Source organism: Neobacillus sp. (genome assembly GCF_031988165.1).
Lineage (GTDB): Bacteria > Bacillota > Bacilli > Bacillales > Cytobacillaceae > Neobacillus > Neobacillus rhizosphaerae.
Window position 1 is genome coordinate 65,661 of sequence record NZ_DALZYO010000014.1, and the last position, 20,691, is coordinate 86,351.

The window sequence follows — 20,691 nt, forward strand, 5'->3', positions numbered from 1 at the left end:
AACAACTCTTATCATACCTGTTCAAAAGCAAATGTAGAAATTATAGTTTCGTTTCCTGGGCTTTTTGAACAATCTCTTATAGGAAAAGCATACTTGTCAGGAAGAATTTCATCCATAACTTTAACGAACAAAACAAACCGAAAACTTACATTTTTGTCACAAATGGCTTTATAATTTGCATTTTGAGGGCATGACAACAAATTTTGGTTTTTTTCGACAGATATTGTATTTTGCAATAGTATAATGTTATAATGTGATAGCGTGATAATATGGTAACGTACTAAAGCGAAATGATATTCTATTAAAGGTGGTATTCGATAATGATGAAACGTTTAACAACTTTTGTCTTAGTCATATTAGCGGTATTTTCGATTGTTACTGGCTGTTCTAAATCAGCTGATAAAAAGGACAACACGCTGGTGATTGGCATTGACGATAAATTTGCTCCCTTGGGATTCCGGGATGAAAATAATGAGATCACTGGTTTTGATATTGACTACGCCAAAGCAGCTGCAGCAAAAATGGGCGCTAAGGTTAAATTTCAGCCCATTGATTGGGAAACAAAAGAATCTGAGCTAAGCAGCGGTCGGATTGATCTTATTTGGAACGGATACACTATAACGGATGACCGGAAGAAGAAGGTTCTTTTCACAAAACCTTATTTAAAAAATGCGCAGGTGGTGGTCACCCTGGCAAATTCAAAACTTACAAAACTTGATGATTTAGCAGGAAAAGTTGTTGGTCTTCAATCTCTTTCTTCCGCAGCAGATGCTTTGAACGCGAATCCGATTAAATCCAAAGTAAAGACCGTCACGGAATTTGCCGATAATGTTCAGGCATTAACCGACTTAAAGAGCGGCCGCTTGGATGCCGTTGTTATCGATGAGGTTGTCATTGATTATTACATGGCGAAAGAGAAAGATACTTTTAAGGTACTCGATGAATCACTTGCTCCAGAAGAATATGGTATAGGTGTGAAAAAAGGGAACGAAGAATTACTTAAAAAGCTTCAAAAAGCACTCGACGATATGAATACAGACGGCACTGCCGCAGAAATCTCAAAAAAATGGTTTGGTGAAAATAAAGTAATAAAGTAGTAACGATTATAAGGTAAAACAGGATTTCCTTATGGGGACCCTGTTTTTAAAAGATAAGTATAAAATTTTGACTTTAATTACTGTCTAGCTCCAGCGCCCAGCGGCTATTGTACTTCGCTCTTCTCCCTACGATAAGTCAACATCGGAAAAGCTAACGCTTTCCGTGTTTTCTTTATCTCAGTCGAAGTGCTCCAGTCCATACGCCGCTAACCGGGCGCTTGCGCTTTTCTTATTTTGGAGGCTTCCCTATGTCTTTTGATTATTTAATCTCCATACTTAAGCCAATGCTGGAAGGGGCACAGATGACGGTCCTCTTGTTTTTGATTGCCATTGTGGCATCCATTCCGTTGGGCTTTCTATTAACGCTGGCTGTCAAAAGTAGTTTCAAGCCGTTATCATGGCTTGCACAGGGCTATATTTACCTGATGCGCGGGACGCCACTCTTGCTCCAACTGTTGTTTATATGCTTTGGGCTGCCGATGATCCCTGTGATTGGACAATATTTGGTACTAGATCGCTTTGTCGCTGCCTGTTTAGGTTTTATCTTGAACTATGCCGCATATTTCGCTGAAATTTTCCGCGGTGGACTGTTGGCCATTGATAAAGGCCAGTATGAAGCATCCCAAGTACTTGGTTTGAGTAAATGGCAGACGATGACACGGATTATCCTGCCGCAAATGTTCCGCATTGCACTCCCTGCAGTGACGAACGAATCGGTGACACTGGTCAAGGATACGGCGCTGCTTTATGCGGTGGCAGTACCAGAATTACTGCACTTTGCCCAGACTGCGGTCAACCGTGACTTTACAATTGTTCCATTCGTCGTTGCCGGCGTCATTTATTTGATTATGACGATATTTTTAACAGTAATCTTTAAATGGCTCGAAAAACGCTTGAAATTTGAATAAAAAGGAGTGATGGATATGACTATCATGGAAGTATCCAGCCTTAAAAAGTCTTATGGCAAGCTGGATGTCCTCAAGCAGATTACATTTGATGTTAATAAAAACGATGTAATAGCCGTAATCGGTCCCTCCGGTTCTGGAAAAAGCACGATGCTCCGTAGTTTGGTGCATCTTGAAGAAATTGATGGAGGCACCATCAATGTGTCCGGCAAGTATTTGGTAAGGGATGGAGTCTATACGAAACCGCAAGAGATCAAACAGATTACAGCCAAAATGGGGATGGTCTTTCAGCATTTTAATCTCTTTCCACATCTCACGGTCAAAGAGAATTTGGAGCTCGCTCCGAAAATGGTAAAGAAGGAATCCTCCACTGAAATTAAGCAAAGAAGTAAAGAGCTTCTGGAAAAGATCGGACTCACTGATTGGGCTGAAGCCTATCCAGCAAAGCTCTCTGGAGGACAAAAACAAAGAGTAGCCATTGCCAGGGCGTTGATGATGAACCCGGATATTCTGCTCTTTGACGAACCTACTTCTGCATTGGATCCGGAATTGACAGGTGAAGTTTTGCAAGTCATGAAGGATTTGGCCCAAGAGCATATGACGATGATTGTCGTAACCCACGAGATGGGCTTTGCCAAGGAAGTGGCGACTAAGGTCATTTTCATGGACAATGGGGAGATCGTTGAATCTGGTGCACCAGAAGAGTTGTTTACCAATCCACAGTTTGAAAGAACGAAAGCATTCTTAAATCGCAGTTTGAAATAATCATGGTAACATGCAAAAAGGCAGGCAAAACATTGCTTTCAATGGGTTGCCTGCCTTTTATCATATAAGAATTTATAACATTGGACTTCGAGAAATGTCCAGCTCCAGCGCCTTGCGCTTTTCTTTTGTGGAAAAGGATAGAGAACAATGACATGAACCTTGTGGGTGAGCCAGGGTTTCAACCCGATAACATCTTGACTGCACACTTTACTTCTTTTCACTTTAGCTGAGTAGGGGTCTGCCCGCCAATTCTCTACTTTCCCCTCAACAGCTGCATCCGTTGATTGAACAGACTTGGGTATGATAAATATCCGAGCATAGCGCTTGTGACGGAGGCGGTTGTTAATAATAGGAAAAGGATGAGCAATTGAAATTGCACCGCGTGCATAGGGTCGGCTCCTGCAATGATTTGGCCACTCATCATTCCCGGTAGCTGGACGAGACCGATTGTTTTCTGGCTTTCAATGGTTGGAATCATGCTCGATTTTATAGCAGTGATGAGTTGATTGTGTATGGCTTGTTTTGGTGTTCCACCGAGTGACAGGATGAGTTCGGTCTCATCTTGATGCGTTTCTACTTCTGCCGTGAATCTGTTTAGGAAGAGAATAGCGAGCACCATCGAGTTTCCGATTACCATACCGCTAATCGGGATGATGTATTGCGCCGTTGGCGGTGTGATGTTGAATCCAAGTAAAATACCTTGCGTCAGCACTTCAATCACGACTAATGTGACCGTCACTTTCCATGTGATGCCGTGAATAGATACTCCCTTTTTTCGGGCGTTTTGCGTGGCAGCGGCAATCATGACCGTCACCATCAGTAAAATATAAATCATATTTTCGGAATCGAACACAAATTTAAGAATATAGCCTACGGCCAGCAATTGAACGATGGAACGGACCACTGCAATGATGGTGTCTCTTTCTAGGCCTAAATGCAGCGCTTTGGATAAAAGGATCGGAAGGATGACGAAAATAAGTGCGATCGATAAATGAACATAACTCATTCCACTTCCCCCTTTAGAAAGAGCCTAACTTTTTCATTAACAGGTGAATGAAGCAAGTCGCTATTTCCGGTTTCAATGACTTCTCCCTTCATCATGACCCAAGTATAGTTTCCGACCGTCATTGCCTGCTGTAAATTATGTGTAATCCAAATAATCGTGGTTTCGTATTTTCGGTTAATTTTTACAATCAGTTCTTCGATTTCCTGCTGCGAGATCCGGTCTAGTGAAGAAGTGATTTCATCGAGCAATAGAACCTCGGGACGGTTAACGAGAGTGCGGGCAATCGATACTTTTTGGCGTTGTCCCCCCGACAAATCTTTGATCGGTCGATGCAAAAATTCCTCCTCTAAACCCACATCGTGTAATAAATTCTTTGCCTCTTTTTCAACTAATTCCTGTCCTTGCAGCTCTAGAGGCAATGCTAGATTTTTTAGGACGCTACCATTGATCATTGGTGCACTTTGAAGCGCAATCCCAACAAGCCGTCTTAATTCCACCGGCTCATAGCTGCTAATGATTTTGCCTTTAATATAAATCTCTCCCGTATCAGGCGATAGCAGTCCATTACATAATTTGAGCAAGGTCGTCTTTCCCGCTCCTGAAGGACCGACTAACGTTGTGATTTTGCCTTCGGGAAAAGATTCCGTAATATTTTTTAAAATATGTATCCCATCAACAGAATAATTGATATGGTTAAAATTCACTGCTGGTTTATAGTCTGTTATCATCCGATACACTTCCTTATAGGTATAGGAAATAAAGCAACACAATCGCCGTGTTCTGCTCTGTATTATTCATATTCTTCCGATTGCAGCTGAGGAAATAACTGCATCTATTAATACAATGTAGATTCTACTGTAAGGGAAAAGTACTGTCAATTTAGATTGAGAAATACATATTTTAATTGAGAATTAATTTCACACTAAATCTCAAATAATTAGGATACTCGTATAATATAGCCGTATCAAATGAATAATAATTATTATTGATATTCGAGCGTGCGCCACTCGTGGACAAATGTCTTTTTGTGGTGCCTGACACCTTTTAGCTGTTTATTATTACAGGTGATTTATTGTTTTTTTTGTTGATTAGTCACGTTTGACTAATTGCTAGTCTTTCTGATACACTTTCGATACATGGAGCATTGCTTCGAGCATATGAAAGAGATATTCTTATTAAAGATAAGAAACTTGCTGGATTGTCGTCTGAAGAATAATCAGGAATCGGATTACAAGGATATGGATTGATTTTATCCTGCAACTACAAATTCCTTGCTCTACAAGAAAGTACTAGATCCACTACTCGGAATGATAAGAGGGGAAAAAATCATGGAGACAAAAAAAGTTCTACCTATTTTATTTTTAGTGATGTTTTTAGTGATGGTTGGCTTTGGTATCATTATTCCGGTTCTTCCGTTTTTAGCTGAAAAGGTTGGTGGCAATCCCACAGAGCTTGGTCTGTTAATGGCTGTCTATTCATTAATGCAATTGTTCTTTGCGCCAATGTGGGGGCGTATTTCTGACCGTATCGGTCGAAAACCTGTAATGATGATTGGAATTGCTGGCTTAGCGCTTTCCTTTTTTATCATGGCCATGGCAAATTCTTTATGGGTTTTATTCGTAGCAAGGATTGTTGGTGGGATTTTATCCTCAGCCAATATGCCAACTACAATGGCCTATGTAGCTGATATCACGACTCCAGAAGAACGTGGAAAAGGAATGGGAATTATCGGAGCCGCTACCGGACTTGGCTTTGTTTTTGGTCCAGCCATTGGCGGCATATTCTCGAAAATAAGTTTAAATGTTCCTTTTTATATTGCTGGGATTTCATCTGTCATTACTTTAGTCTTAGTCATGATCCTATTGAAAGAATCACTTTCGTTAGAAAAAAGAAGCCAACATACGGAAAATAAAGAATCAATGTGGAAAGCTTTCCAAGGTCCGACTACGATCATCTTTATTTTACAATTGATTGTCACCCTTTCAATGGCTGGGCTCGAAGCGACCTTCGCCTATTTTGCTGCTAAAAAGGCAACGATTGACACGGTACAATTAGGCTATATCTTTATGATTATGGGATTTGGCGGCGCCATCGTTCAAGGTGGATTAGTTGGTCCAATGACAAAGAGATTTGGGGAAGGAACTGTCATACGAATAGGGGTTTTCGTATCGGCTATTGGCTTTGTTCTTATCCTATTTGCTAATAGTTTTTGGACCTCGGCAGTCTTTTTAACGATTTTTGGTTTAGGAAATGGAATGATCCGTCCAGCGATATCAGCCCTTTTGACCAAAAATTCTAGTACAGGGCATGGCAGTGTAACAGGCTTGCTTTCTTCCTTTGATTCATTCGGTAGAATTATTGGTCCTCCATTAGGTGGATGGCTATTTTCAATTTCAATTGGTTTACCGTACATTTCTGGAGCAATCCTATCCATTTTTGCTTTGTTGCTTTATCAAATATATAGTACCCAGACGCGCAAAGTGAAACAATCAGTTTGATTTTGCTTTGCTGCTTATTTTCCAAAAAAATCACCCTAGCTCTATCCAATATCGGGAGCTAGGGTGATTTTTTTGTTTCCATTTTAGCAAAAGCGGAGGGGAACAAAACGATTTTTTGTATTTTATATTTCATCATATTTTGTATATTCCTCTCTATTCTCACCCAATCATAGTGAAAAATAACATAGCCGAGTCCCGCATCGCGTGAAATCGGTAGGGGAACAGAAGCATTCTGCACAAACAATTTTATTTTTCTAAAATGAAAACGTCTAAATTTATAAAACATGAGTATTATCATATTAAATAAGGAGGCGATTTGATGAAATCAATTGGAATCTTGGGAGTAGGCCAAGCAGGCGGTAATATAGCTGAGATAGCTTCAACCATGGGCTTTCAAACAGCGCTTATCAATACTAACCAACGTGATGGCTTAGTGAACACGAAGGTGGATAGAAAGTATTTTGTCCCTGGGTTTAATGGTGCTGGGCAAGATCGATCAATAGGATTAAGAGCGGTTAATGAAAACTATCGAGAGATAATTGACTTTGTGCAGCGGTCCTTTAAGAACATAAAGCTTTTATTTGTGGCTTTTTCTACCGACGGTGGTACTGGATCTGGTATGAGCCCATTATTAATTGATCTGTTATTAGACCAACTTCCAGGTGTCAACATTGGTGCCATTGCGATTGTGCCTGATCGAAACGTAATTGCCGGTAACCGAATCAATGCGACTGAATGCATTGAAGAGATTTCCAAGATTGACTCACTCTCGTCTTTGTTTCTTGTGGACAATGATCAAATGCGTAAGTTAAACCCTCAATCCAGTAAGCATCAGATTTATCTTTCTTCTAATCATCAAGTAATGGAAGCCATTCATACTGTGCTGCAAGTAACAAAAAAGAGTTCTTTTTACGGTAATTTTGATGAAACGGATCTGATGAATATACTGGGTACAAGAGGAGTAACCTTAATATCTTCAGCCACGATAACAGATGTAAAGACTACCTCAGAAGTATCAAGTAAAATACAACAGTCATGGGCAAACTCGATATTTTGTCCTGTTGAATCAACAGGTGTCATTCGTGCAGGTTTAATCTATGAAGGGCCAGAGAAAATGGCTAAGTTAATTAATGTTCCATCGATTTTCGAAAGGGTTGGAGAACCTTTGGAATTGTTCGAGGGAACCTATATCTCCGAAACTGACCCTACTATTACCACCATTCTAGCGGGGATGCCATTTCCTACCCGTCGCTTGCTGGCTCTTGAGGAATCGCTTGAGAAGAACAAAGATCGTTTACAAAGCCTCGTCAACAAGGAACAAACTCAAACGTATGAGTCGCGAATTTCATGGGCTTCCAACCTAAAAGCAAAAACATCTCAAAGACAGACGGGATCAGTATCATCCAAGTTATCTAAGTACCAAAGGTAAAGGATCTAAAGGTATGACCCCCGGCACACAAAAGCCCTACGGCGCCGGGGGTCATACTTTTGCATGTTAACTCTCCGAATGTTTTAAGAAGCAGATACAGGAGAATTCCTACTCTAAGCCTTCTAAGATGAATTAATTTTAGATTGATCAATTGCCGAAAGTGCTAATTTTTTAATCGTCATATCATCCATGGGTGGATTGTGTAGACCCGCTCTTACGTCGCGATAGTACCGTTGCAGGGGATTCCTGCGTTGAAGACTTTTTGCCCCAACGATTCTCATGGCTTTATCGACAATCGTAATGGCCGAATTAGTAATCGCATGCTTAACGCATTATTTTTAAATTTCCGTTCATGCTCATGCAATCTTCGTAACCATGTGTTTTGAATTTCTGTTTTGACGAATAGATTCAGCACGTTTTCCCTCCTGGTGTCCTGTTAGTTTATTATTGATGTTAATTTGATAATCCCGATGTATTTTATTGGAATAAATATTAACGAAGCATAATGGAACTGTCAAGGAGTTTTGTGGATTTTAGTAAAAATTCTGACTGATTATGAAAATGATAGAGATAGCAGGTAATAACTTGAAACCTAGATCCATAATAGACTTTTGTCATAACGCGGCTGAAAAGCCCACAGAATTTTTACGTAATTACTACCCCAACTTAACATTGCTTTAATGAATATTATGTATTGTTTTAATAAAGAGAAATAAAATTAATAGATTCAAAATATGAACTGTTTTATAATAAAAATGTTCAAAACATGAAATTATTGTCCGTGGGCGAAATGAATGACTCCATTGGCTAAACTTGCTGAAGGGGTAGAAGAGTTTTATGGACCTGAATTCTTTCAGCTTTTAATAGAAAGGAGTAGGAATATTGAAAGAAAAAAACGTAGACGAAGAAGTAAAACCGTATCATCAGAAGGAAATGAACCGCCGAACCTTTTTACAGAAGACAACGATGGTTGTCGGAGCTGCAGTGGGGGCAACACTAGTAAACTCACTAACGGGTTTGCCTGTCAGTGCCGTATCCAGTTCATCGATTATGAATTCTAATGGAAACAAACCCGATTTAGTTTTTCCCGTTATTAGTGATGTACATATTCAATCTAGCAATAATCTAAACTTGGATAAGCTTGTCACTACACTGGAACAATTGAATCATGCAGCTCCCAAGCAAGATGCCTTTGTTGTTGTTGGAGATCTTACTGATAATGGTTATACGTTAGAATATAATAAGTTTTTCACCGCTTATCATGCGAAAAAACAAACACAAGCCGTTTCGATGTTCGCCATTGGAAATCATGATTACTGGAATGGATTATCTGTTGCAAATGCCCAAAAGCTCTTCCTCGAGAAAGCAGGAATGGAATCTATTTACTATCACAAAGTAATTAAAGGGTACCATTTTATTGTCCTTGGTACGGAAGATGGAGTAACGGAAGGCACTTTTTCTGCAAATCAAATTGGCTGGTTGGCTGAGCAGCTTATGCAAGCAAATGCTGATGACCCACATAAACCTATATTTGTTTTCCATCATCAGCCCATTAAAGGGACCATCTATGGAAGTGAATGGGGCTTTTCGAAAAATAGAGACCTCTTTTACGATACGTTAAAAGCTTATCCGCAGGTTATCTCTTTTTCTGGTCATACCCATTATCCGTTAGATGATCCGAGAATCATCCATCAAAAGGATTTTACCTCGATTGGAACTTCAACGGCTGCCTATGTGTGGCTTGAAAGTGGAAGGATTCAAGGAGAAGTACCGGAAGGAGCGGATATTCTTAACCAAGCTTTAATTGTTGAGGTCCACAATAATAAAGTATTGATTAAACGCCGCGATATTCATAACAATGACTGGACAGGCGAGCCATTTGAAATCAGCTATCCTGCAAAGACGAATAAATTTACATATACAGAGGATCGAGACAAAAAGGCACCTTTCTTTACGAAAGAAGCGATGATTTCCATTGTCCATGACAAATCGGCAGCTGCCGGCCTAACTGTCATGTTCACTCAAGCGAAAGATGATCTGCTTGTCCATGATTATAAAATGAAGGCGATCAATGTTGAAACAGGGAAAATAGAGAAAGAAATTCTCGCATTTTCCGAGTTTTATAAGGATCCAATCCCTAATCCGATTACTTTACCAATCAATGGATTGAAATCAAATACTCTTTATGAGATTAAGGTACATGCTGTTGATGCATTTGGTAATGAAAGTCAAAACTCTTTGAAGGTTTTGGGGAAAACAGCACAAGGGCCAGTTATTTCTCTCTCCAAAGATATCTTAAATGGACTAGAAGACAAAGTAGACGTTACCGTAGAAAATGTTAGAGTTCCTAATGGTGATTGGATTGGACTCTATGAAGCTAGTGAAAATCCTGGGAAAGCAGCTTCCATCTGGTGGACGTATACGAAAGTGACGGATGGATCATGTAAATTTACCTTTGATCCAAAAAATATTCTATATCCAACAAGATATAAAGAAGGCGGAGCGTATAAATTCGTTTATTTCTATGGCAGCGGGTATGATGCTGTGGCTGAAACGACCTTTACAGTTGGGAGCAAATAGAATCAAAATAAACATGATCAAGTCCATCCTGAGGGATGGGCTTTTATCATGTTCATTGAATCGCTGGGAATTTAATTTTGACAGTGAACAGCTAGGGTGTCAGGCACCATAAATGTACACTTGTCCGCGTGGTGTGGACACTCGAATGTTAGTGTTTTTCTTATTCGAGATCGGAGTGGTTAGGTTATCCGTATTATGAAAATAATTGATTTTACAAAAATGATGATCTAGCGTGATAATGGTGCCGGGCAAGATCGGTCCATCGCTATCAACCGTGTTCCTTGTTGACAATGATCAAATGCGGAAATTAAACCCTCAATCCAGTAAACATCAAATCTATCTTTCTTCTAATCATCAGGTCATGGAAGCAATTAAACATCTGCTACAAGTTACGAAAAAGAGTTCTTTTTACGGAAACTTTGATGAAACCGATCTGATGAATATACTGGGAACAAGAGGGGTAACGATTATATCTTCAGCTGCGATAACGGACGCTAAGACAACATCAGACGTAGCAAGTAAAATACAGCAATCCTGGGCAAACTCGATATTTTGTCCTGTTGAAGCAGCAGGAGTCATTCGTGCAGGTTTGATCTATGAAGGACCAGAGAAAATGGCTAAACTAATTAATGTCCCAGCAGTTTATGAAAGGGTGGGAGAACCGCTGGAATTGTTTGAAGGAACCTATATTTCCGAATCTGACCCCACTGTAATGACTATTCTAGCTGGGCTGCCATTTCCTGCACGGCGCATGCTCGCTCTAGAGGAATCGCTTGAGAAAAACAAGGATCGGTTACAGAACTTAGTCATTAAGGAATATTCCCAGAGGTATGAGTCTCGAATATCACGGGCTTCCAATCTAAAAGCTAGACCACAAGAGAGAAAGACAGGAAGCATTTCATCTAAGTTATCTAAGTATCAAAAATAAAACAACTAAGGGTCAGTTCCCATTTCACTAATGCGGCGGGGGACTGACCCTTTCGTCTAAATGAAAAAGATATAATCCTCTGGTAAAACTCTCCTTAGGAATTGCTGAGTTCTTTCTTCCTTTGGATTGGTGAAAATCTCCTTAGGGGATCCTTCTTCAACAATGACACCGCCATCCATAAAGACCACACGGTTGGCTACATCCTTCGCAAACGACATTTCGTGGGTTACGACTAACATGGTGGTTCCTTCTTTGGCGATATTTTTCATCACCGTTAATACTTCCCCTACTAATTCCGGATCGAGGGCAGAGGTTGGTTCATCAAACAAAATGATATCCGGATTTAAAGCAACAGCTCTGGCAATCCCGACCCTTTGCTGCTGTCCACCAGATAATTCAACTGGATAGGCATGATATTTTTCTGACAGACCGACTTTATCCAAAGCCCCTTTTCCTATTTCGATTGCTTCATGTTTCGGAACCTTTCTGCCGATGATCAGTCCTTCTGTTACATTTTCTAGTGCTGTTTTATTATTGAACAGATTATAATTTTGAAAGACAAAAGCCACCTTTTGTCTGATGTCATGGATTTGTTTCTTAGAGGCTGATTTCAGATTCACATCCGCAGTTCCAAAAATGGCCTGCCCTTGATCTGCTTTTTCCAGAAAGTTAATACACCTGAGTAAAGTGGTTTTACCGGAACCGCTTGGTCCAAGGATGACAACCACATCACCCTTGTCAATGCGTAAATCCACGCCTTTTAAAATCTCATTTTTACCAAATGATTTATGAATATTTTTAATTTCTAACATCGTTCTGCCTCCAGTTTCAATCTTAGGCATTTGCTGCTTTATATTTCCGTAACCGTTTTTCATATAATTTAAATAAATATTCTACTAAACTACATAAAATCAAATAGACCAGAAAGATATCGATGTACGCTTCAACATAATTGTAGCCGACATTAGCTGCTACTTTTGCTCGTAGTGTAATTTCCTGCAAGGACATCGCATATCCCAAGGAGGTAGCTTTAATCAGATTGACAGTTGCTGTACATATATTTGGTAAGGCGACAACCAATGTCTGAGGGATAATAATTCTCCTAAATGCCTGCACATTGGTTAGTCCGACTGAATAAGCGGCTTCCAGCTGACCCTTGCTAACCGTGCTAATCGCTGAACGAAACACCTCAATTAAGATAGCAGTCGTATTCAATGAGAAAACAATGAAGGCGTACCAAATCGGATCGATATCATAAACATTCGTTTCAATCTGAAACTTTTTAAAGATCGAAGTTAGTACCAGGGGGACACTGCTATAGATAATAAAAATTTGTACTATGACAGGTGTTCCTCTTACAAAAGATACATAAACCTGTGTAAAACGATGGAGCAAGGGAATTCGGTTGATTCTTGTTAAGGCAAGTAGGAACCCTAGCGGAAGGGCAATTAGTAAGGCAACAATTGTTATAATGAGTGCGGTGGGTACTCCTGATAAAGCGGTAAAAAATGTCTTTACTAAAAACTGATAATTTATATTATCGGACACTCTGTCACCCCCTCTATGTTGGTTTTATGACTTGTTTTCCTTTACTAAAGCCTTTTTCTAGCTTTAGGAAAAACTGCTCAATCGCTATGGAAATCACCCAATAGATAATCGATAATGCCAGATACGATTCAAAGGCATGAGCATTAAAACGACCATCGATAATCAGGCTTGCTTTCCCCATTACATCGATTAATCCGATTGTATACGCTAAAGAACCCTCTTTTATCAACTCAAGTAAACTGTTGCCGAAGTTTGGTAAGGCAACGACAAACGCCTGTGGAAAGATAATTCTCCTGTATGCTTGTGTGTTACTTAACCCTACACTAACGGCAGCCTCAAATTGTCCTCGATCAATCGATTGATAAGCTGAGCGGATCACTTCAGACATGGCAGCGGCAAATTGCAGGGAAAAGGTAATGACAATAAAGACGATTTTATCAACGTCGCTAAAGTTTAGGCCAAAATTTTCAGCGATTTTCGGAATCCCATAGTAAACAAGGAAGAGCAGGACAATCGAGGGTGTACATCTTAATGCTGTTGTATACCCATTGGCGATTTTCTGAGCAATCTTACTGTTTCCTAACTTCATTGCAGCTAAAATGAAACCTAAGAGTGTTCCAAACAGGACGGATAGACCGGCAACTAGAAATGTCACTTTTATATAAGGGATTAACAGCGGGAATGACTCCCAGATATATTTGGCATCAAAGTATTTCTCCATAATTCACCTCCAGCAGCAGCATTTTCATAGATAGATTGTCTATCTATAGGAAATAAAGGTTACAACCTTTCATAAGGATGTAACCTCAATGATTGAAGACGTTTTTTCACTATGAAAATAGTATTTATCTTTTGACAGTATCCAATACCTCGAACAAATCTCTGCCATAGAACTTTTTGCTTAATTCGTTCGGTTTCTTTTCTTCTTTCAGCTTTTTGATGGCTTTATCAAAAGCATCGGCAAATTCCTGTTCTTTTTTGTTAAATAATGGCCAAGTTTTGATGACGGCGAATTCATTGTAAACAACCTCGTTTTTTAGATTATGATAAGGACCGTCATCAGCAATGACCTGTTTTTGAAATGGACCTTCAATCATGACACCACCGTCAACCCGTCCTTCGTTTACCCATTGAACAACGTCAACTGTAAAGGAATCTCCAGCTTTCAATTTGACTTTATTATCTGGATTGGCCTTGTTATATTCATCAATAATGGTATATTGTGCGTTGTTAGCAGCTATTGGCGCTAAGGTTAAGCCAGCGGAAGCGAAATCTGCCAGTGATTTAATGTTTTCATTTTTCTTCTTTAAGACAAGACCTGCGCTGCTCAGTCCAAGGAATTCTTTTGGAAAGATAAATTTCTCTGTCCTTTCCTGTGTCCAGAAGGCATTTTTCACGCCTGCCTGATACTTCCCTTGTTCAACTCCTAGTAATAAGTCATCACTTGATGTTCCCACGAATTCAAATTCGTATTCGGGAAGTAATTTATCGACCAATTTCATCATTTCTACATCATATCCAGTTGGATTTCCTTTATCATCGATATAGGAGATGGGTTTTGAAGCTTGGTCATAGGCGATCTTTACCTTTCTTACCTTTGAAGTATTATTTTTTGCATCAGATGATTCACCAGAGGTGGAACTGATGCCGCATCCTGCTAACAGAATGAACAACGATAAAGCTGTTACGATTACCTTTAAAAACTTTTTATTTCTCATCATACCAATCTCCTTTTTAATAATTATTTTTATTTTAAGTTTTCGTATCAAAATAGTTGGATTTAAATCCAAAAAAACCTTCAACGCTTTAAGAAGTAGGAATGGGTGAAATTCCTACTCTAAACAAGAGAATTTTGACTTTGAGAATTGTCAAGCTCCATAAAAATAAGCTTCGGAAGCGATACCTTGCCTGAAGGAAAAGCGTAGCTTTTTCGAGGAGCACCCAGCGGCGAGACGACTTCGCTCTTCTCCCTACGATAAGTCAAGATCGATTCTCTCAAGTCCAAACGCCGCGCGAAGGAAGATTACGCTTTGCTTATTTTCTCCTGTTCAATGGCTGAAAGTGCTAATTTTTTTATCGTCATATCATCCATTGGAGGATTGTGCAAACCTGCTCTTACATCGCGGTAGTAGCGTTGCAGGGGATTACTGCGCCCAAGACTTTTGGCCCCGACGATCCTCATGGCTTTATCAACAATGGTAATCGCCGAATTCGTAACCGTATGCTTGACAACTCCAAGTTCATTTTCGAGGTTTTCTCTAAGCGATACGTCATCATATGCCGCTGCAACACTATAGGTAAGATGTCTAGCTCTAATTAATTCTAGATCAATTTCCCCTAACAGCTGCTGAACATTAGGTAATTGGCTGATTGGTCCGTTTAAACTATTGGGAGCATGATGATTGGCAAAATGGACAGCGTAATCGCGTGCCGCTTGGGCGATGCCAAGATAACAGGCAGGAATGTGCAGAATCCAGCCGTTTATTTTGCTGCCGCTGGGCATGGACGGGAGCTCAACAAGATTGGAATCATCGACGATTACATTATCGAGAACGAGATCGTGGCTTCCTGTGCCTCTCATGGCAATAACATCCCATGTCTCTTCAATCGTTAGTCCGTCTAAATCTTTATGCAGGAGAAAGAAGCCCACCTTTTTCTTTTCTTCAATCCAGGCAGATGTTAGAAAATAAGTTAATACAGGAGACATGGTGGTAAATGTTTTCCGTCCTGTCAGCACCCAAGCACCATTTTTTTTAACCGCAGTTGTTCCGGGCCGCCCGCCTCTGGTTGGACTCCCTGTTTGTGCTTCACTTACGGCCCGGTTCACCAACGCACCGTTAAGAATTTCTTTCGCAAAGAAATCCAATTTCTCGTGATCCCAAAGTTTTGTTTCAAAGAGCTCGCCGATCACCCCGAGATTCCAGCCAATCGAAAGTGCGGTGGTTCCATCAAAACTAGCCAGTGTTTCTTGAAGGAGCACCATATCATAGACTTTTAATCCTTCACCGCCATAAGCAACTGGAAGAGTAATACTTGAATAGCCCATCTCCACTAACTCCTGAATATTTTCTTCCGGAAAAATGGCCAATTCATCAATTTCAGCCGACTTATTTTTAAATTTTTCTTCTTTCTCACGCAACTTTTGTAACCAGGTCTTTTGCTTTTCTGTCTTTACGAATAAGTTAAGCACGATTTCCCTCCTAGTAACCTGTTAGTTTATCATCGGTGCTAATTTGATAATCCCGATATGTTTTATAGGAATAAATAATAACGAAGCATAATCAAACTGTCAAGGTATTTTATCAACTTTTATAAAAATTCTGATTAATTATTAGGATAATAGAGACAGTAGGGAATGGCTCTAACAAAAATCGAAGGTCTTGTGGCTTGGTCTGGTCATTATGGTTACTGGAGCAGCATTGACACTTGTAGAGCCTTTGGTGTTAAAGATAATCGGTATCGCTATTTTTACCTTTGGATTTTTTGGTTCCCATTCGATTGTTTCAAGCTGGGTGGGGCGAAAAGCACAAACTGCGAAAGCGCAAGCTTCTTCGCTTTATTTATTTTTTTATTATTTTGGATCGAGCACGGCAGGTACTGCCGGCGAATTTTTTTTGTCAAATTTCGGCTGGGGTGGTGTAATTGGCTTTATTATATGTTTACTGCTGTTAGCCTTTCCATTATCGATTAAACTTTCATCAGTGCCGGTAAAAACCTTGCAAACGAAATAAATGGTACACATGCTATTGAGAAATAGACCGTACTAAAGGAAAAATCCCATCTACTCGAGCAGATGGGATTTTTCCTGTTCAAAGATTAAAAAGGATAAATTTCGACTTTTAGAATTGTCCAGTTCTAGAGCCCAGCAGCTAGTAGACGTCGCTATACAGGCACTTTTGCTTTTCTTTTTGAATGGCTGGAAATTTTATTTTGACGGTGAACTCCTGGTCTTTAAAGACAAAGTCTAAAAAGCCGTGGTGGTCATTTACGATATCCTTAATGATCTTCGTCCCAAGCCCCTCATGACCGTTCGCCTTAGTTGTTTTTCCGTAAGTCTGGAACAATCCATCTAATATTGCAGTGGGGATGGCTAGGCTGTTATTTTTACAAATGAGCAAATACAAACCGCTTCGTTTATAAAATTGCAGTGTGATCACAGACTGTTGCTTATGTTCCCTTTGCCAGTCTTCACAAGCATCGATGCTATTCGATAACAGATTTCCAAGCAGTTTCACCATGACGGTATCAGGGAGTGTTAATGTCGATAGCGGCAGGTCGAAGTCATAGACAACCGCAATTCCTGCTGTTTTGGCACGCCGATACATTTGATGCAAGACCCCGGCAACAATTCCTCGTTCTCCTTTAATGGAAAGATTCGTTTCTTCATAGCCGTCGACTAATTCATCCAGATACGCTTTTGCCTCACCATATTTTTCAGTCTCAAGCATAAAGTGGATGGCGGAAACATGTTTGAGAAAATCATGCCGTTCACTGCGGACAACGCGAAATGTTTCATTAAAATGGGCTGTTTGTTCCTTAAAAAGATGATTCTCTTGGGTTATTGCTGCCAACTTCTGTGCACCGGAAAGCCTAATGTATTCAATTCCGATAAAAAGGATTAACAGCACAAGATACATCCACGATGGCTTCAAGTCCGTATAAATCACTACAAGTAGCAGATGCAAGCCAAATAACAAGGAGTTCCATTTTACCCCTAAAATAGAAATGTGAGTGATGCTTTTTTTATAAAAATAATAGATAATCACGGTTACGAATATACAAGTTAAATAAAAAGGAATGTTCCATAGCAGCATTAGCCAGAGCATATGAAGATGTACCGTGCCCAGTACAGCTAACGCCAACCAATATAAAATTATCGACTTCAAGTTCATTTCCTGCCTTTAAAAATAATTTTCTTGTAAAAAATCTACTTTTTCCTTTGTAATCATCGCTTGTTCCTCAATTCCTTCAAACGTCACGATATAGGAATTCTTTGCATACAGGGAAAAGTTTTTTACATAGTGGATATTGATAATGAACGATCGGTGAGAGCGGATAAAATCGCGTTCCCTTAGTTCACCTTCTAATTCATTAAGAGTTTGATAGGTTTTTATTGCTTCGGACTTTGTATATATCGTAGAAGAGCGCCCGGATCTTTCAATAAAAATAATATCCTTCTTCTGAATAATATGAATATCGTTTTTTTGTTTTAAATAAAGTCGACCAGCAATCTCAGCTGACTGTGCCTTTTCCTTCAGCCGCTCAATCGATTTAATTAAACGGTCCTTTGGATAAGGCTTCATGATATAATCATGGACATTCAATTCAAATGCATGAACGGCATAGCCGCTGTTCGCCGTTACAAAAATCACCGAAATATTTAAAGCGTGCGAATGGATAATATCAGCAAGCTCATAACCAGATAAACTCGGCATTTCAATATCGGCAATTAATAAATCAATCGTTTCTTTTTTAATCTGCTCATAAGCTTCCTCTGCTGAAGTAGTAGAGAAAACAATCTCTAAATCTGGTATTCCTGCGATGATCCCGTTTAATTTATCTAAATCAATGAATCGATCATCGACTAGACCAATCTTCATAATGACCGCCTCACCTTTAACCAACAATAATGTTAAAATCCGCTATTGCTAGAATCTTCTTTATATCTTACCATCTTTAAGGTGAAATTTGGCATTTTCGCGACATGAAATGGACGATTCGCGACATAAGTGCAGATTTCCCGTTGGTTTATTTGTATGATGACATCAAGAAACAAAACAGATGGGGTGGAAATAAATGATTGAAATCCATGAGGTAACGAAAAAATTTCAAGATAAAAAGAAATTCATCACGGCACTGAAACATGTCTCCTTTTCCGTAAATGTTGGGCAGGTGGTGGGCCTGCTTGGAGAAAACGGCGCTGGTAAAACGACGTTACTAAGAACGGTTGCCACGCTGTTGACGCCGACAGAGGGCACGGTAACAGTTGCCGGATATGACACGATAAAGAATGCGGATGAAGTGAAAAAAAGAATCGGCGTGTTGTTTGGCGGCGAAACGGGGTTATATGACCGCTTGACCGCCCGAGAAAATCTGGAATACTTTGCAACGCTATACGGATTAAGTAAACACGAAACGAAGGTGCGCATTGATGACTTGTCAAGGATGTTTGGCATGCGCGATTACTTGAACCGGAAAGTGAGCGGGTTCTCAAAAGGAATGCGCCAAAAAGTTGCGATTGCAAGAACACTCATTCATAATCCCGAGATTATTCTCTTTGATGAACCGACAACTGGATTAGATATCACCTCCTCCAATGTGTTCCGGCAGCTTGTTCATCAGCTTAAGCGGGAAGGAAAGACGATAATCTTTTCAAGTCATGTAATGGAGGAAGTTTCTCTACTGTGTGATTCCGTAGCCATGATGCATAAAGGTGAACTAGTCTATCAGGGGAACTTAGAGTCACTGTACAAGTCAGAGGGCAGCCGCGATTTGAACTATATTTTCATGAGCAAGCTTGTAAGGGGGAACGAACACTATGCTTCTTAAAATCTATTTAAAAGAAATAAAAGACTGCTTCCGCGACCGCCGGACATTATTATTAACCGTGCTATTACCAGTTATTATGATGACAGGATTAACCTTTTTTTATGAGAAATTGATCTCAGATGGGAAAGAGGAAAGCTATAAGCTTGCCGTAAACGAATCATTTAATCGTGAGGCAGCGGCTATTTTTACTGGCTTTAAGAATATTGAACTCGTCAAATCTTCTAATCCTGAAAAAGCGCTCCAGGATGGGAAAGCACAGGCAGCTCTTATTCTTGGACCTAATTTTAGTAGCAATATCGAAACCGGGGAAAAAGCAACGGTAACGATTATCGGAGATTCCTTCAGCCAAAAGTCATCTAATCTGAAGAACATTGTCCAAAATGCTTTGGGCTTTTATGAGAAGTCGATTATTTCAGAACGGCTGCAAGCAAAAGGAACAGATCCTAATCTAGTCGAGCCGTTCACAATTGAACAAAAAGAAGTTTCTGATCAAAATCCAAATGCAAACTTACTGGCAATGCTTATACCGTTGATTTTAGCTATAGCCATCGGAGTGGGTGCTAGTCCGGCAGCTTCCGATTTATTTGCCGGCGAAAAAGAGAAGAAGACGATGGAAGCATTATTAATGACACCAGTAAAGCGGTCGACCTTGTTGTTCTCGAAATGGCTGACGATTGCTTCAGTCGGGTCGATTACAGGAATAATCACGTTAATTGTAGTAGCTTTAGAGATTAACTTACTGACAGAAAATCTAAAAAAAGCCATTTCTTTGGGTGACAATGCAGTCGTTATTGTTGCGTTAGCTGTGTTGGTCTCCATCATCTATGCCATGTTTACTGCTTCACTTCTCATGCTTACAAGCATCATCGGCAAGACCGTAAAGGAATCACAAAGTTACAGTACACCGGTGATGATGCTCGCGATGTTCCCGGCAATGATCCTATCTAGCATCGGGACAAACGAATTGTCCTTTCAGCACTTTGCGATACCAATCTTGAACCTTTTCAGCTTGCTGAAAGAACTAGTCTTCGGCATCATTGACTACCAACACATCCTAGTCGCCTTTACAAGCAACCTAGTCTGCATGATCCTTCTCTTTATCATCGGAAGAATCCTATTCTTAAAGGATAAATGGGTGATGAACTAACGGTGTCAGGCACCATAAATGAGGCACCATAAATGTACACTTGTCCGCGTGGTATGGACACCCGAATGTTAGTGTTTTTCTTATTCGAGATCGGAGTGGTTAGGTTATCCGTATTATGAAAATAATTGATTTTACAAAAATGATGATCTAGCGTGATTTAAGTCCTGCTTTTCGCGAATTGAAAAGCAGGACTTTTTGCGGTTTACCTTGTAAAAAAGATAGTACTTTTTCCCTTTTTT

General features: G+C 39.9%; 20 protein-coding genes and 1 pseudogene. 10 read left to right on the forward strand and 11 right to left on the reverse strand.

Features of this window, described 5'->3' with window-relative positions; all coding sequences use genetic code 11:
* Positions 1–323: 323 nt before the first annotated feature.
* The 3 genes from RTR43_RS10335 (at position 324) to RTR43_RS10345 (ending at position 2,767) form a co-directional block, all read left to right on the forward strand.
* Positions 324–1,097 (forward strand): amino acid ABC transporter substrate-binding protein, encoded by a 774-nt coding sequence (locus RTR43_RS10335; protein ID WP_312471700.1) that lies wholly within the window; start codon positions 324–326, stop codon positions 1,095–1,097.
* A gap of 248 nt (positions 1,098–1,345) precedes the next feature.
* Positions 1,346–2,005, forward strand: a complete 660-nt coding sequence (locus RTR43_RS10340) for an amino acid ABC transporter permease (RefSeq protein ID WP_312471622.1) — start codon at positions 1,346–1,348, stop codon at positions 2,003–2,005.
* Between the two features lie 15 nt (positions 2,006–2,020).
* Positions 2,021–2,767: an amino acid ABC transporter ATP-binding protein gene (locus RTR43_RS10345; protein ID WP_312471623.1), complete on the forward strand. Its 747-nt coding sequence runs from the start codon at positions 2,021–2,023 to the stop codon at positions 2,765–2,767.
* Between the two features lie 253 nt (positions 2,768–3,020).
* On the opposite strand, the gene RTR43_RS10350 is transcribed toward RTR43_RS10345, so the two are convergent.
* Both RTR43_RS10350 and RTR43_RS10355 read right to left on the reverse strand, forming a co-directional pair.
* Positions 3,021–3,773 (reverse strand): ABC transporter permease, encoded by a 753-nt coding sequence (locus RTR43_RS10350; RefSeq protein ID WP_312471624.1) that lies wholly within the window; start codon positions 3,771–3,773, stop codon positions 3,021–3,023.
* Positions 3,770–4,501 (reverse strand): ABC transporter ATP-binding protein, encoded by a 732-nt coding sequence (locus RTR43_RS10355; protein WP_312471626.1) that lies wholly within the window; start codon positions 4,499–4,501, stop codon positions 3,770–3,772. Before RTR43_RS10355 ends, RTR43_RS10350 begins: the two co-directional genes overlap by 4 nt.
* 600 nt (positions 4,502–5,101) lie before the next feature.
* Between RTR43_RS10355 and RTR43_RS10360 the strand changes: the two genes are divergently transcribed.
* Both RTR43_RS10360 and RTR43_RS10365 read left to right on the forward strand, forming a co-directional pair.
* Positions 5,102–6,271 carry an MFS transporter gene (locus RTR43_RS10360; protein ID WP_312471627.1) on the forward strand — a complete coding sequence of 390 codons (1,170 nt, stop codon included), beginning with the start codon at positions 5,102–5,104 and terminating at the stop codon, positions 6,269–6,271.
* A gap of 319 nt (positions 6,272–6,590) precedes the next feature.
* On the forward strand, positions 6,591–7,700 hold the full coding sequence (locus tag RTR43_RS10365; protein WP_312471628.1) for a tubulin-like doman-containing protein: 1,110 nt from the start codon (positions 6,591–6,593) through the stop codon (positions 7,698–7,700).
* A 122-nt stretch (positions 7,701–7,822) separates the two neighbouring features.
* Here the strand turns inward: RTR43_RS10365 and RTR43_RS10370 are convergent.
* Positions 7,823–8,029, reverse strand: a pseudogene (locus RTR43_RS10370) (acyl-CoA dehydrogenase family protein); the annotation flags it as partial.
* Complete coding sequence (locus RTR43_RS10375; protein ID WP_312471629.1) at positions 7,978–8,115, reverse strand: hypothetical protein; 138 nt, start codon at positions 8,113–8,115, stop codon at positions 7,978–7,980. The gene RTR43_RS10375 and the pseudogene RTR43_RS10370, both read right to left, overlap by 52 nt.
* 467 nt (positions 8,116–8,582) lie before the next feature.
* Here RTR43_RS10375 and RTR43_RS10380 point away from each other — a divergent pair, with 467 nt between their 5' ends.
* Positions 8,583–10,280, forward strand: a complete 1,698-nt coding sequence (locus RTR43_RS10380) for a metallophosphoesterase family protein (protein ID WP_312471630.1) — start codon at positions 8,583–8,585, stop codon at positions 10,278–10,280.
* 232 nt (positions 10,281–10,512) lie between these two features.
* Entirely contained in the window at positions 10,513–11,208 is a 696-nt protein-coding gene (locus RTR43_RS10385; RefSeq protein ID WP_312471631.1) for a hypothetical protein, read from the forward strand.
* 56 nt (positions 11,209–11,264) lie between these two features.
* Here the strand turns inward: RTR43_RS10385 and RTR43_RS10390 are convergent, their stop codons facing one another.
* From RTR43_RS10390 to RTR43_RS10410, 5 genes are all read right to left on the reverse strand, one after another.
* The gene (locus RTR43_RS10390) at positions 11,265–12,020 is read right to left on the reverse strand and encodes an amino acid ABC transporter ATP-binding protein (protein ID WP_312471632.1); all 756 of its coding nucleotides are present in this window, start codon (positions 12,018–12,020) and stop codon (positions 11,265–11,267) included.
* A gap of 22 nt (positions 12,021–12,042) precedes the next feature.
* Entirely contained in the window at positions 12,043–12,756 is a 714-nt protein-coding gene (locus RTR43_RS10395; protein ID WP_312471633.1) for an amino acid ABC transporter permease, read from the reverse strand.
* Between the two features lie 13 nt (positions 12,757–12,769).
* A complete protein-coding gene (locus RTR43_RS10400; RefSeq protein WP_312471635.1) occupies positions 12,770–13,477 on the reverse strand; it encodes an amino acid ABC transporter permease in 708 nt (235 codons plus the stop codon).
* Between the two features lie 124 nt (positions 13,478–13,601).
* The gene (locus RTR43_RS10405; protein ID WP_312471636.1) at positions 13,602–14,477 is read right to left on the reverse strand and encodes a transporter substrate-binding domain-containing protein; all 876 of its coding nucleotides are present in this window, start codon (positions 14,475–14,477) and stop codon (positions 13,602–13,604) included.
* Positions 14,478–14,779: 302 nt separating this feature from the next.
* Positions 14,780–15,946 carry an acyl-CoA dehydrogenase family protein gene (locus RTR43_RS10410; protein ID WP_312471639.1) on the reverse strand — a complete coding sequence of 389 codons (1,167 nt, stop codon included), beginning with the start codon at positions 15,944–15,946 and terminating at the stop codon, positions 14,780–14,782.
* 211 nt (positions 15,947–16,157) lie between these two features.
* Between RTR43_RS10410 and RTR43_RS10415 the strand changes: the two genes are divergently transcribed.
* The gene (locus RTR43_RS10415) at positions 16,158–16,487 is read left to right on the forward strand and encodes an MFS transporter (protein WP_312471641.1); all 330 of its coding nucleotides are present in this window, start codon (positions 16,158–16,160) and stop codon (positions 16,485–16,487) included.
* Between the two features lie 138 nt (positions 16,488–16,625).
* Here the strand turns inward: RTR43_RS10415 and RTR43_RS10420 are convergent, their stop codons facing one another.
* Both RTR43_RS10420 and RTR43_RS10425 read right to left on the reverse strand, forming a co-directional pair.
* A complete protein-coding gene (locus tag RTR43_RS10420) occupies positions 16,626–17,642 on the reverse strand; it encodes a sensor histidine kinase (RefSeq protein ID WP_312471642.1) in 1,017 nt (338 codons plus the stop codon).
* Positions 17,643–17,657: 15 nt separating this feature from the next.
* Entirely contained in the window at positions 17,658–18,359 is a 702-nt protein-coding gene (locus RTR43_RS10425) for a LytR/AlgR family response regulator transcription factor (protein WP_312471702.1), read from the reverse strand.
* Between the two features lie 193 nt (positions 18,360–18,552).
* Between RTR43_RS10425 and RTR43_RS10430 the strand changes: the two genes are divergently transcribed.
* Positions 18,553–19,305: an ABC transporter ATP-binding protein gene (locus RTR43_RS10430; protein ID WP_312471644.1), complete on the forward strand. Its 753-nt coding sequence runs from the start codon at positions 18,553–18,555 to the stop codon at positions 19,303–19,305.
* Complete coding sequence (locus RTR43_RS10435; protein WP_312471647.1) at positions 19,295–20,452, forward strand: ABC transporter permease; 1,158 nt, start codon at positions 19,295–19,297, stop codon at positions 20,450–20,452. The genes RTR43_RS10430 and RTR43_RS10435 overlap by 11 nt, the downstream gene beginning before the upstream one ends.
* Positions 20,453–20,691 lie beyond the last annotated feature (239 nt).